The following is a 12,724-nucleotide window of genomic DNA, read 5'->3' as shown; positions in this document are numbered from 1 at the left end:
CCTTTCACGTCAGCGCGCAGATGTGGCGGGCGGCTGCCGGCAAATCGTCGAATAACGGAATATCCCCGACGGCACAGATGCCGTCGCGACCACCGAACCCGGTACGGACCATCAGCGGCGTGCAGCCCGCGGCGATCGCGGCAGCGGCATCAACGCTGCGGTCGCCCACCATAAAGGAGCGCTCAAGGTCGATATTGTAGTGGTCGCGCGCACGCAACAGCAGCCCCGGCAGGGGTTTGCGGCAATCGCATGCGACCTTCAGTTCCGCACGTTCCCCGGGGAACCCGGCATGAGGATGATGCGGACATACATATTTGTCTGTCAGGAACGCCCCTGAACGGGCGAGACGGTCGTCAATTTCTGCATGCACGGCGTTTACGTCGTCCCAATCGATGAAGCCTTTGGCGATACCCGGCTGATTTGTTGCCATGATCACCAGATAACCGGCCTGCTGAAGCAGCCTGACCGCCTCCCCCACGCCCGGCAAAAGAGCGAGATCGTGCGCGGTGAGCGCATCCCCCGCCTCCTCGATCAGCACCCCGTCACGGTCGATGAAAACCACAAGTTGGGCATTTTCACGATTTCGCGATCGAACTTCGCCGCTCACGATTTTCGCCTCGGTCTCCCTCAGGCGTTGCAGCGTGCCGACGTCCTTGATGAATTCCGCGGTCCGGTAGGCCTGGAGATGGCCGCCGCCGGCGATGATGCGCGGGAAAACGGCAAGTCCGAAATCTTCGGGTTCATCCGAAATATGGTCGAGGATATCGCGGCTGAGGCAGTAGGCCGCGGCGTTCACGTAATTCTCGTGCCGATCATCGGCGGGACGGTTCTTGGAATGAAACGCCGTTATCCGGTCCGCCTGATCAAAGGAGACAAGATCGCTGTCGAAGGGATGATCGTTGGGATGCACGGCCAGGGTACCGACCGCGCCGCCTTGCCGATGTACACGCGCGAAATGGTCGAGCTGCATGTCAAGCACGACATCGCCGTAAAACACCACAAACGTGTCGGCAAGCTCCGATGCGATGGCTTTCACCGCACCGGCGGTGCCAAGCGGGCGATCTTCCGCATGGTAGCGGATTTCCAGACCGTACCGGCTCCCGTCGCCCAGCGTTTCGGGGAACATGTGTCCGAGATAACCGGTGAGGATGTGCACGTCGCGAATGCCGTAGCGCGCCAACAGCTCGAGCTGATGGGCGATCATCGGCTTGCCCGCGATCTCGACCAATGGCTTTGGCCGGTCAAGCGTCAGCGGTGCCAGTCTAGTCCCCTTGCCGCCCGCAAGAATGATAGCCTGCATGCCCAAGTATGACCGCCTGTAAGATTTCGCGCGCTTCGTTCCCGAGCAAGATTACGGGCCGGAACGCATTTCGGCTGAATTCCCCAGACTTCCGGCACTTCCGATTTCACCGGAAATCTCCGGATCGCATCAGAAGAGCGCAGACATGCGGGACATTTAATCCAATTGATACGGGCACTTGAGCCACAAATTCCCGATCGGCATGGCGGATGTTCAATATCTTACACTATACGGGATGTAAACCCTGCCGGCGGCTTGCTCACCGGTTTCGCCCCAAAGCACCACAGGCGCCTGCCGCTCTGGCAAGGTCAGGAGATTTTAATTGTATTTTTCATAAACTTATATGGAAATACTAGGACATCCGGCGCGTCCGGTGACGCACCGAAGACCGCTGCGAAATTACTTAACGGCATATTGCAGCACACGGCCTGTCAGGCGACCAGGAACACGTCATCCTGGAGCTGGACCTGCGTTGCATTGGCGATGGTCACATAACCGTCCGCGCCGAAGTCGAAGATATAGCTGCCGCTGTCCTCATGACCGAAACTGGAGAACAAGTCCCCCACCGAGGCCACTCCAAGATCGGATGAAAACCAGATTTGATCCAGTCCATCAGCAAAATCGGTGACGATGTCGGTACCGAAGCCTGCGGCGAAGACGAAAGTGTCGGCGCCGGCATCGCCTTGCAGGACGTCATTGCCGCCCTTGCCTTCGAGCGTGTCGTTGCCGCCGTGACCGCGCAGATAGTTGTTGCCGGCATCGCCCGTCAGGGTGTCGGCGTGGTTCGAGCCATAAACGGCCTCGATGTTTACAAGCGTATCGCCTTCCGCCTCGCCGCCGCTTTCGGCAAGCCCGTCGGAAAGATCGACGATCACGCCAGAGGTGGAGGCCATGTAGAAGGCCCAGTCGAAGCCAACGCCGCCGTCCAGCGCGTCGGCGCCCTGACCGCCTCTCAGCATGTCATTTCCGTCACCGCCGAAAAGCTGGTCGTCGCCGAGATAGCCGCGCAGGTAGTTGTTGCCGGCGTCGCCGACGATCATGTCGTCATGGGCGGAGCCGAGCACGTATTCGATATCGGTGAGCCTGTCGCCCGCCGCATCGCCGCCGCTTTCCGCCAGACCGTCGGAAAGATCGACGTTCACCGCGGAAGCCGAGCCGGAGTAGTCGGCCCAGTCGATACCCGCACCGCCTTGCAGCTGATCCGCGCCAGCGCCGCCATTGAGGACGTCATTGCCCCCCTCGCCGCGCAGGATATCGTTGCCGCCATTGCCGAACAGGCGGTCGTTGCCGTCGTGGCCACGCAGATAGTTGGCCGTACTGTCGCCAGCGATGACGTCGTCGTGGGCGGAGCCGAGAACGTATTCTATGCCGGAAAGCCGGTCGCCCGCCGCATCGCCACCGCTCTCGGCAGTCCCATCCGCCAGTGTCACGATCACGCCGGAAGCGGAAGTGGAGTAGTCGACCCAGTCGATCCCGTCGCCACCATCGAGAATGTCGCCACCGGTTCCCCCGCGCAGTACGTCGTTGCCGCCTTCACCACGCAGGATATCGCTGCCGCCGTTGCCGAACAGGCGATCGCTGCCGTCGTAGCCCCGCAGGTAATTGTTGTTGCCGTCGCCGACGATCACGTCGTCGTGGGCGGAGCCCAGAATGTATTCGATGCCGGAGAGGACATCGCCTTGCGCGTCTCCCCCCGTCTCGGCCGCAGCGTCGGCGATGTTGACGTGAACGCCGGCAGCCGAACCGGAATAGTCGGCCCAGTCGATGCCGGCGCCGCCTTGCAGGTTGTCCGCACCGGCTCCGCCGCGCAGGACATCGTTGCCATCTTCGCCGCGCAGGGTATCGGAGCCACCATTGCCGACAAGCCGGTCGTTGCCGTCGTAGCCGCGCAGGATGTTGCCCGCGCCGTCGCCCACGATCACGTCCGCATGCGCTGAGCCGAGCACGTATTCGATATCGACGAGGGTGTCCCCCTGGGCCTCGCCGCCACTCTCGCTCGCACCGTCACCGAGATTGACCGTCACGCCCGATGACGACGTCGAATAGTCAACCCAGTCATTGCCGGCACCGCCGTCGAGAGTGTCCGCGCCAGTACCGCCACGAAGCACGTCATTGCCGGCCGCCCCGCGCAGGGTGTCGGCGCCCGCATTGCCGATGAGGCGGTTGTTCGCATCGTTGCCGGTCATGTCGTCGGAACCAGATCCGCCGGCGGCATTCTCGATGGTTACGTTGAAGGCGATCGCGAGATTGTCCGTCATGCCGAGCACGTCGGAGAACGTGCCCGCCGTCAGATTGATGACCTGGCTGTAGCCGGTGCCCGAGAGATCGAGCGTGTCGATGCCGCCGGCATCCCAGATCGCGACGACGGGAGCCGTGTTGATCGTGAAGTCGAAGGCATCGCGGCCGGCATTGGAATTGAAGCCGTAGGTGGTGTTGCCCGTGCGCGTCGTCATGTTCGCGCCGTAGACATCCTGGATGGCGGTAATGTCGTGCAGCAGGGGCGTGGCCGCGTAGGAGGTGCCCTGCCCCGGGGGCGAATGGTCGGCGCCGGTGTAGGAGGCGGAGAAATAGGACATGACCGTGTACTGGCGCGTGTCCTGCTGATAGTCGGCCGAGGTATAGTAGCTCGGCGAACCGCCGTTGTAGTCGCCGGGATGAGCCAGGCCGATGGCGTGGCCGATCTCGTGAACAAGCGTGTGATAGCCGTATTCGCCGTAGTTGAGACGACTGTTGTAGCTGTAGTCCGGATTGACCCAGACGTCACCGCCCGAACTGCTCGAGGACGGGTAGTAGGCCCAGGCGACCTGCGGCCCCGTCGTGGTGTTGGCGAACTGGATCTGGGCGCTGGAGGAGGCGCTTTCCACGAAATTCACGGCGATGAGATCGCCCCACGACTCGATGGCATCGCGCGCAGCCGCCTTCTGGGCGGCCGCGAAGACCGAATAACCGTAGCCTTCGTCGTTATTGCTGAAGGAATAGGACGGCGCGGAGGTCGAGAACCCGTAGGTAACGGTCGTGCCCGACCATTCGGCATTGAAGCGCGACAGTTGGTCCGAGATCTGCGACAGGGTCCAGACGTCGGTATAGCTCTCCTGCGGCGTTACCGCCTCTGCCTGAAACTGGCTTCCGCCCGCGCAGGCGGGACAGGCGCAAAGTCCGGAAAGGGTGTGATCGACAGTCATTCTCTCATGCCGCAGGCTGTTGATACTGGCGCCATCATGCGTCACCGCCCCTAGCGAAACATGAATACGGCATCGGAATTCATCGACGTCATCGGGAAATACTGGGACACATTTGTCATTTTGCCAAGTCCGCGGCGGCAGGCAATAGTGTCGCCCCACGGGCAACCGACGTCGCCTCCATCGTCAAGTCATTGCAGCGGTTCAAATTCCGGCACCACGCGCAAAGATTGCAAGGCGCGCCGGAAACCGGCGCAGCTGTGCCCGCACCCAACATGCGTTGTTGACTGACGTGGCAGCATTGCCGATACGAATCGTGACGGTTGCGCATGATTGCGGACACGATCAGGTCGCGCGGACGGGAAATCGCCCTTTTTGTCGGGCTCATGATGGGACGCGATTCCCAAAGGTATCGGTTCCATTCGCGAAATCGGGGGTATTCGGCGGTCGCCGGAGTAAAACGACATGAAGGGCATCATTCTCGCCGGCGGCCTGGGCACGCGCCTGCATCCCGTCACCCAGATCATCTCCAAGCAGCTTCTGCCGGTCTACGACAAGCCGATGATCTACTATCCGTTGTCGACGCTGATGCTGGCGGGCATCCGGGAGATCCTGATCATCTCCTCGCCGCAGGCGTTGCCGATGTATCGCGATCTGCTGGGCAGCGGCGCCTGCTGGGGCATCTCCATCGACTATGCCGAACAGCCGGAGCCTGACGGCCTCGCGCAGGCCTTCCTGATCGGCGAGGATTTCATCGACGGCTCGCCCTGCGCGCTGGCTCTGGGCGACAACATCTTCCACGCCGCCGGCTTCACCCAGGTGCTGCAACAGGCGGCCGGGCTGACGAAGGGTGCCAGCGTCTTCGCCTATCCGGTCGTCAACCCGCGCGCCTTCGGCGTGGTGGAGATGGATGCCTCCGGCAAGGCCGTGTCGCTTGAGGAGAAGCCAAAAAACCCGCGCTCGAACCTCGCCGTGACCGGGCTCTATTTCTACGATCGAGATGTGGTGGAGATCGCCCGCAACGTCACGCCCTCGCCGCGCGGCGAGTTGGAGATCACGTCCGTCAACGAGGCCTACATGCGGCGCGGCGACCTCAACGTCGTACGCCTTCAGCGCGGCACGGCGTGGCTCGACACCGGCACGGTGGACAGCCTGCTTGCGGCGGCCAACTACGTCCAGACGGTGGAGCTGCGCCAGGGCTACAAGATCGCGTGTCCCGAGGAGATCGCCTGGCGGCTCGGCTTCATCGGTCGCGAGCAGGTGCTCGCGCTTGCCGCCGGCTACAACAACAACTATGGCGACTATCTGACCACCGTGGTCGAGCAGAATTTTCCCTCGACCGACACAGGCCTTTGACAATACAAGAAAAACCGCGAGAAGAGAGCGAGGTACGGCGTGCAGGTCGAGACATTCGATATCATGGGACCGATGGTTCTGACCCCGAAGAAATTCGGCGACCAGCGCGGCTTCTTCTCCGAGGTCTACAACAAGGCGGCATTTGCCGAGGCCGGGCTTGAGGCCGATTTCGTGCAGGACAACCATTCCTTTTCCGCCACGCGCGGCGTCATCCGTGGCCTTCACTTCCAGACCCCGCCGCATGCGCAGGGAAAGCTCGTGCGGGTCACGCGCGGCGCGGTGCTCGATGTCATCGTCGATATCCGCCACGGCTCGCCGAGTTTCGGCCAGCACCTCGCGGTGGAGCTCAGCGCGGAAAACTGGCGCCAGTTCTGGGTGCCGCCGGGCTTTGCCCATGCCTTCTGCACCCTTACCGAGAACGTGGAGTTCCTTTACAAGGTGACGGACGTCTACGCGCCCGATTGCGACAAGGGGCTCGCCTTCGACGATCCCGATCTCGGCATTTCCTGGCCCGTGGATCCGGCCGAGGCAACGCTGTCGGACAAGGACCGCAAGCATCCGCGCCTGAAGGACCTGCCGGTCTGGTTCAGCTATTCCTGACGTTCATTGCCCGGAAAATCGATTAGAGCGCGAAGACAGCCATTTCACCCGGACCTTCGAAACACGCGGAGACGGCCTTTTGACAAGCACCATGAAGATACTGGTCACCGGCGGCGCGGGCTTTATCGGGTCTGCGGTGTGCCGGCATCTGGTCGGTGACCTCGGCGTTTCCGTCGTCAATGTCGACAAGCTCACCTACGCCGCCAATCTCGCCTCCCTTGCCTCCATAGCAGACAGCCCGCTCTATGCCTTCGAGAAGGCCGACATCTGTGACGCGGACGCGCTGAAGCGCATCTTCGCCGCCCACGCGCCCGACGCGGTGATGCACCTGGCGGCGGAAAGCCATGTCGACCGTTCCATCACGGGGGCGGCCGATTTCATCGACACCAACATCGTCGGCACCTTCCGCCTGCTGGAGGCCGCGCGCGATTACCGCGACAGCCTGCCCGCCGCGCGCCGCGACGCCTTCCGCTTCCTTCATGTCTCCACCGACGAGGTCTACGGCTCGCTTGGCGACGACGGGCTCTTTCGCGAGGAAACGCCCTACGATCCCTCATCGCCCTACTCGGCCTCCAAGGCAGCCTCCGACCATCTGGCGACGGCCTGGGGCCGCACCTATGGCCTGCCGGTGGTAATCTCCAACTGTTCCAACAACTACGGCCCCTACCATTTCCCGGAAAAGCTGATCCCGCTGGTGATCCTCAACGCGCTCGAAGGCAAACCCCTGCCCGTCTACGGCACGGGTGCCAATATCCGCGACTGGCTCTTTGTGGAGGACCACGCCCGCGCGCTGTTCGAGATCCTCACCAAGGGCCGGCTCGGCGAGAAATACAATGTCGGCGGGCGCAACGAGCGCACCAATCTCGACGTGGTGGAGCGCATCTGCAGCTGCCTCGATGACATGGCGCCGAAGAACCACCGCCACGGCGAGCTGATCACCTTCGTCGCCGACCGGCCGGGCCATGACGCGCGCTATGCGATCGACGCGACGAAGCTTGAGGGCGAACTCGGCTGGCGGGCACGCGAAACCTTCGAGACAGGACTGGAGAAGACGGTGCGCTGGTATCTGGATAACGAGGCCTGGTGGCGGCCCTTGCGCGAGAAGACCTATTCCGGCGAGCGGCTGGGGCTTTTGAAGGCATGATCGAGGGTCCGCGTCTTCTCGTCATCGGCCGCAACGGCCAGGTCGCCCGTGCGCTTGCAGAACGGGCGGGAGAACGCCGTGTGCCGCTGCTGGCGCTGGGGCGGGAGGAATGCGACCTCGCCGCCTTCACCGACCTGCCGGACGCGGCCGATGATTTTGAGCCGACCGCGATCATCAACGCCGCCGCCTACACCGCCGTCGACAAGGCGGAAGACGAGCGCGAGGCGGCCTTCGCGGTCAATGCGGCGGGGCCGGGAAAGCTCGCGGAAGCCGCCGCCCGGCGCGGCCTGCCGCTCCTGCATATCTCCACCGACTACGTTTATGACGGCGCCAAGCCCGCGCCTTACGTGGAAAGCGATGCGACCGCACCACTCGGCGTCTACGGCGCCTCCAAGCTTGCGGGCGAGCGGGCCGTGCGCGTCGCCCTGCCGGACGCGCTGATCTTCCGCACAGCCTGGGTCTACAGCCCGTTTGGCGGCAATTTCGTCAAGACCATGCTGCGGCTCGGCGCGGAGCGCGACGGCTTGAAGGTGGTGGACGACCAGATTGGCTCGCCGACCTCGGCGCTCGACATCGCGGATGCGCTGATCACGGTCGCCGCAGACCTTTATGAAAACGACCTCGGCAACCGGGGAGGCGTCTACCATCTGGCCGGTTCGGGCGAGACCTCGTGGTGCGGGTTTGCGCGAACGATCTTCGAGATCGCAGGCGCGCGCGGCGGGCCAAGCATTCCCATTGAGGCCATCCCGACCTCGGACTACCCGACGCAGGCCAAGCGCCCCGCCAATTCGCGGCTCGACTGCACGAAGCTGGAAAAGGCCTTCGGCATCCGCCTGCCCGGGTGGCAGGCAAGCCTGGAGACGGTGGTGACGCGGCTTCTCGCCAAAGGGTGAGGCGGAGGCGGGGAGCAAGCGGGAGCGGGAAGCAAGCGCCCCATCCTTCGAGACGCGCTCTTGCGAGCGCTCCTCAGTGTCTGGCCCGAAATGCGTGCGGCTTGCTCCTGACTGTCATCCCCGCGCAGGCGGGGATGACAATGGTGCCTGTGGCTCTCTACAGGGACAACCGCCGATATTGCAGCACGCATGTACCATAACACCATTTCCGGGCCAGACACTGAGGAGGCGCGTCAGCGCCGTCTCGAAGGATAGGCTGCACCCTGACCCCATGCCGTTTGCGGGCGAGCCTCCCCGGAAAAACCGAGAGGCCTCAGGCCTCAAACCTCCGCCATCCCTCCAGCCCCAGCCGCTCGCCCCAGAACAGACGCTGCGGCGTGGGATCGTTGAGCACTTGCGCCGCCGCGCGGGCCTTTGCCTGCATCGCCCTGAGCCCGGCCGGGTCGTCCATCGCGGAGAGGATCGCGGCCACCCATGCGCTTTCCTCGTTGGGTGCCAGGAATCCGGTCTCGCCGTCGCGGATCCGGTCGGCAAAAACCCAATCGGCGCTGTAGAGCCCGACCGCGCCCAGCACGGCATGCTCGATCACCTTGTTGATCGAGCGCCCCCGGTTGAAGGGCGTATCCAGCATCGGATAGAGCGCGAGATGAAAGCGCAAGCGGGCGTGACGGGCGCGGTGCAGCGCCCACGGAAGCGGCCGGCGCAGGCGCAGGCGCGGGTGCCCGTCGAGCGAACAGCCGAGCTTGCCGCGCGCGATCATCGTCACCGCCGCATCTGGACGGGCGGCCAGCACAGCCTCCAGCACCTTGATGACGAAGGCGCGGTCCGCGCCGTGGGTGACCGAGCCCAGATAGGCGATCTGGAAGGCCTTGCCGCGCGCCAGTCGATCGAAATGACTGTCGTCGGCGAGCGGACCCGCCCACACCGGGCCGAGTTGGCGAACGTCATGGGTCGCGGCGAACTTGGCCGCAAGGTGATCGGTGGGTACGACAATGGTCTGCGCGCGCTCGACCAGCGCCCGGTATTGCCCCTCGCGCAATCTGGCGAGACGGGAGCGGTAGTCGGCCGGCAGGCTCTCGTCGTCATGGGCGGCATCGAGATCGTCGTCGATCACGTAGGTGAGTTGCAGCGCGGGATCTGAGAGGATCGCATCGACCACGCCGGACGCATCGCGGCGGCAGACGACGGCCTGATCGCCAGCGAGGAAACTGTTGGCGCCGATGCGGCGGATGAGCGGCTCACGATGACGCCTGAGCTCCCCCGCGCCCGACCGGACCGCCGGTTTCAGCCAGTCGCGGCAGGCATTGGCGAAATAGAGATCCGTCGTCGGGATGGACCGGCTCGCCCGGGCGATCCGGCTCAGGTGCTGCCATGCGCTCAGCAAGCGGAAGCCCTCCTTGAGGCGCCGCGTCCATCCGGCGCGACCGCTGCCCGACAATGGAAAGACGCCAAAGCTCGCGGGCATCGGCCAGCCGCCGTCTCCAAACCCGCATCCGTCTGTAGAGGGTCGTACAATCGCCCGCAAGGCTTGAGCGGGGCGGGAGGCACGCAAAAGCCGGCCTAGACCACCACGATGCCCTGGTGCTTGGCCTTTTCCTCCGGCTCCACGTGGATGGTGATGATGGAGCCGGGAACCTCGGCGCGCAGGGCTTCCTCGATGCGGTCGCAGATCTCGTGGGAATCGGCCACCGTCATGGAGCCGGGCACGACGAGATGGAAATCGATGAAGGTCTTCTGCGCCGCGCGCCGCGTCCTCAGATCATGCGCCTCCAGCGCCCCTTCGGCGCGCTGGGAGATGATGGAGCGGATGTGGTCGCGGATGTGGGGTTCGGGGGCCTCGTCCATCAGCCCGCCGACGGACTGGCGCACCAGCCCCCAGCCGGACCACAGGACGTTGAGCGCGACGACGCCGGCAAGCAGCGGATCGAGGATCAGCCAGCCTGTCCAGGCAGCGAGCGCGACACCGCCGATGACGCCGACCGAGGACCAGACGTCGGTCATCAGATGCCGGCCGTCGGCATCGAGCGCGGGCGAGCGGAAGCGCTTGCCCGAGACGATCAGGTAGCGCGCCCAGACGAGATTGATGAGCCCGGCGACGCCGTTGACGGCAAGGCCCAGCGTCGGCTGATCCAGAAAGCGCGGCGTGCGGAAGGCTTCCCAGGCCTGATAGAAGATCGCGACCGCGGCCAGCACGATCATCACGCCTTCGAGCACGGCGGCCAGGTATTCGGCCTTGTGGTGGCCATAAGGGTGATTCTGATCGGCCGGCTTGGAGGCGTAGCGCGCCGCGATGAAGGCGGCGAACGCCGAGGCCACGTTGACGATCGACTCCATCGCGTCGGAATAGAGCGCGACCGAACCCGTCAGCCAGTAGGCGACGAATTTCAACGCCAGCACGGCGATGCCGACGAAGACGCTGCCGAGCGCAATTTTGGAGACCCTGTTCATGGCGCCATGCGATAGGCCCCCGGACACAGAAGGTCAATGCGGAGGATACACCATGGCAGTGGACGAGCCCGGCGATTTCCTCGAAAATCTCCTAATGCACTGTAATTTCGTACTTTTTTGTAACCACAGTTGTCCTGGCCGACCAGGGTTGCGGCATGTAGCGGAACTTGATGGAAAAGGTGTCGGCACCGTGGTAACCGCGTTTGGCCGTGTAGTGGACCTCGCTTCCGGTAACCGCGAGACCGGCGCAGCGGTGTCCGGTACCGACCCGCATACGGGCTTTGCGTATGGTAACCGTGCCGTGAGCAGGCTGGCGCGCAACCTTGAGGTTGGGTACGATGCTCGCTTGGCAATTGGTGATGTTGTAGACAAAATGGCCCCCGACCCGGGTCGTTCGGCCCGAGCGGGCATCGGCCTTGAGCGTTTCGGCGTTACCTGCCGCTACAGTAAGCGCGAGAGCCGACGCGACGAGTAAAATGCGACGAAACATATTGATTTTCCTAATTATTCAAAATGCCCTGAGCTTTTAAACCTATCAGAGCTGCGCATGCAACAGCTTCGTCTGGCGATCGGCAGAACGACGATTGCGTCACCTGCCGACTGACAGCCTGCTCATGTTGCGCGTATCCGGGACAGGCCATCCCACGGGGCCGCTCCCGGCACCATTGATCCCGGCCGCAAGAGGGCCGGCCGTTGGGAACCGAGGCAGAAAAACCATGCGCGAGGCTCGCACCGCGACCTTGCCGATGCCGCACGGCATTGGCCAACCGCTTTACGCGGCCGTCTGGATGTCATTGGCGATATTGTCTTTTTCGGCAATGGCCGTGGGCGGGCGCGAGTTGATCGGCCAGCTCGACACATTCTCGATCATGTTCTACCGATCGCTGATCGGCTTTGCCGTGGTCACCTCTATTCTGGTCGCCACGGGCCGTTTCGCGGTGATCCGGACGCGGCGTCCGGGGACGCATCTGGGGCGCAATCTGGCTCATTTTTCGGGCCAGAGCCTGTGGTTCTATGCGGTCGGGCAGACGACATTGGCGCAGGTCTTCGCGCTGGAGTTCACGGCCCCCATCTGGGTGGCGCTGCTGGCCCCGGTTTTCTTGAGCGAACGGTTCACCGGATGGCGGATCGCGACGACGGCGGCGGGCTTTGCGGGCGTGCTGGTGGTGGTCCGGCCGGGGGTGCTCGCGGTCGATACCGGCGAGGTCGCGGCACTCGCCGCCGCCATCTGTCTTTCCGCCAACATCATGATGACAAAGTCACTTTCGCGCACGGAGCCGACGCTTTGCATCATGTTCTGGATGACGGCGATCCAGCTCGTGCTGGGCGCGATCATGGTCGGCGGGCAACCGATGCTACTGGACTTTTCCCATCTGCCATGGGTGCTGGTCGTGGGCGTGAGCGGGCTTCTGGCGCAGGTCGGACTGGCGCGCGCATTCCGCCATGCGGACGCCTCGGTTGCGGCGCCGATGGACTTCCTGCGGCTGCCGCTGATCGCCGTCGTCGGCATGCTGGCCTATGCCGAACCGCTTGATCCGTATGTGTTTCTGGGCGGCGCGATCGTGTTCCTGGCGAACTATGTCAATGTCTGGCGGTCGCGACAGAAGGCGGGCTAGCCTTGCCCTTTCCGGTCCCTCCGGCGTCATTGCCCAGTACCCGCTTTCGCGGGCACAGGCTCCGTCCGGGCAATCCAACAAGGTCCGCGACGGGATCGAAGCGGCTGTGGATCACCCGGATTGCGCCGGGTGATGACGGCGGAGAGTTCAGAGGCCAACTAGTTGAAATATATACGTTTTTCGCCCCG

General features: G+C 63.8%; 10 protein-coding genes. 5 read left to right on the top strand and 5 right to left on the bottom strand.

The window, feature by feature from the left end:
* Nucleotides 1-4 precede the first annotated feature (4 nt).
* Nucleotides 5-1,300, bottom strand: coding sequence for an HAD-IIIA family hydrolase (locus tag C8N35_RS21305; RefSeq protein WP_107991756.1), 1,296 nt, complete (start codon nucleotides 1,298-1,300; stop codon nucleotides 5-7).
* A 431-nt stretch (nucleotides 1,301-1,731) separates the two neighbouring features.
* Complete coding sequence (locus tag C8N35_RS21300; protein ID WP_107991755.1) at nucleotides 1,732-4,482, bottom strand: M10 family metallopeptidase C-terminal domain-containing protein; 2,751 nt, start codon at nucleotides 4,480-4,482, stop codon at nucleotides 1,732-1,734.
* A 462-nt stretch (nucleotides 4,483-4,944) separates the two neighbouring features.
* On the opposite strand from C8N35_RS21300, the gene rfbA reads away from it, so the two are divergent.
* From rfbA to rfbD, 4 genes are all read left to right on the top strand, one after another.
* Nucleotides 4,945-5,835, top strand: coding sequence for a glucose-1-phosphate thymidylyltransferase RfbA (gene rfbA, locus C8N35_RS21295; protein ID WP_107991754.1), 891 nt, complete (start codon nucleotides 4,945-4,947; stop codon nucleotides 5,833-5,835).
* Between the two features lie 39 nt (nucleotides 5,836-5,874).
* A complete protein-coding gene (rfbC, locus tag C8N35_RS21290; protein WP_245926904.1) occupies nucleotides 5,875-6,435 on the top strand; it encodes a dTDP-4-dehydrorhamnose 3,5-epimerase in 561 nt (186 codons plus the stop codon).
* A gap of 91 nt (nucleotides 6,436-6,526) precedes the next feature.
* A complete protein-coding gene (gene rfbB / locus C8N35_RS21285; protein ID WP_107991753.1) occupies nucleotides 6,527-7,579 on the top strand; it encodes a dTDP-glucose 4,6-dehydratase in 1,053 nt (350 codons plus the stop codon).
* The gene (gene rfbD, locus C8N35_RS21280) at nucleotides 7,576-8,472 is read left to right on the top strand and encodes a dTDP-4-dehydrorhamnose reductase (protein ID WP_107991752.1); all 897 of its coding nucleotides are present in this window, start codon (nucleotides 7,576-7,578) and stop codon (nucleotides 8,470-8,472) included. Before rfbB ends, rfbD begins: the two co-directional genes overlap by 4 nt.
* 313 nt (nucleotides 8,473-8,785) lie before the next feature.
* Here the strand turns inward: rfbD and C8N35_RS21275 are convergent, their stop codons facing one another.
* The 3 genes from C8N35_RS21275 to C8N35_RS21265 form a co-directional block, all read right to left on the bottom strand.
* Nucleotides 8,786-9,856 carry a hypothetical protein gene (locus C8N35_RS21275; protein WP_146177455.1) on the bottom strand — a complete coding sequence of 357 codons (1,071 nt, stop codon included), beginning with the start codon at nucleotides 9,854-9,856 and terminating at the stop codon, nucleotides 8,786-8,788.
* A 176-nt stretch (nucleotides 9,857-10,032) separates the two neighbouring features.
* Entirely contained in the window at nucleotides 10,033-10,920 is an 888-nt protein-coding gene (locus C8N35_RS21270; RefSeq protein WP_107991750.1) for a cation diffusion facilitator family transporter, read from the bottom strand.
* Nucleotides 10,921-11,011: 91 nt separating this feature from the next.
* On the bottom strand, nucleotides 11,012-11,410 hold the full coding sequence (locus C8N35_RS21265) for a hypothetical protein (protein WP_107991749.1): 399 nt from the start codon (nucleotides 11,408-11,410) through the stop codon (nucleotides 11,012-11,014).
* Between the two features lie 226 nt (nucleotides 11,411-11,636).
* Here C8N35_RS21265 and C8N35_RS21260 point away from each other — a divergent pair, with 226 nt between their 5' ends.
* Nucleotides 11,637-12,536 (top strand): DMT family transporter, encoded by a 900-nt coding sequence (locus C8N35_RS21260; RefSeq protein WP_210203637.1) that lies wholly within the window; start codon nucleotides 11,637-11,639, stop codon nucleotides 12,534-12,536.
* Nucleotides 12,537-12,724: the final 188 nt, after the last annotated feature.

The organism is Breoghania corrubedonensis (assembly GCF_003053845.1).
GTDB classification, from domain to species: Bacteria; Pseudomonadota; Alphaproteobacteria; order Rhizobiales; family Stappiaceae; genus Breoghania; species Breoghania corrubedonensis.
This window is presented reverse-complemented; position numbering and strand designations above follow the sequence as displayed.

Bases quoted from the DNA above. Each gene is read 5' to 3' on its own strand.
- C8N35_RS21305 (WP_107991756.1), bottom strand. From the start codon at position 1,300: ATGCAGGCTATCATTCTTGCGGGCGGCAAGGGGACTAGACTGGCACCG.
- C8N35_RS21300 (WP_107991755.1), bottom strand. From the start codon at position 4,482: ATGACTGTCGATCACACCCTTTCCGGACTTTGCGCCTGTCCCGCCTGC.
- rfbA (WP_107991754.1), top strand. From the start codon at position 4,945: ATGAAGGGCATCATTCTCGCCGGCGGCCTGGGCACGCGCCTGCATCCC.
- rfbB (WP_107991753.1), top strand. From the start codon at position 6,527: ATGAAGATACTGGTCACCGGCGGCGCGGGCTTTATCGGGTCTGCGGTG.
- rfbD (WP_107991752.1), top strand. From the start codon at position 7,576: ATGATCGAGGGTCCGCGTCTTCTCGTCATCGGCCGCAACGGCCAGGTC.
- C8N35_RS21270 (WP_107991750.1), bottom strand. From the start codon at position 10,920: ATGAACAGGGTCTCCAAAATTGCGCTCGGCAGCGTCTTCGTCGGCATC.
- C8N35_RS21265 (WP_107991749.1), bottom strand. From the start codon at position 11,410: ATGTTTCGTCGCATTTTACTCGTCGCGTCGGCTCTCGCGCTTACTGTA.
- C8N35_RS21260 (WP_210203637.1), top strand. From the start codon at position 11,637: ATGCGCGAGGCTCGCACCGCGACCTTGCCGATGCCGCACGGCATTGGC.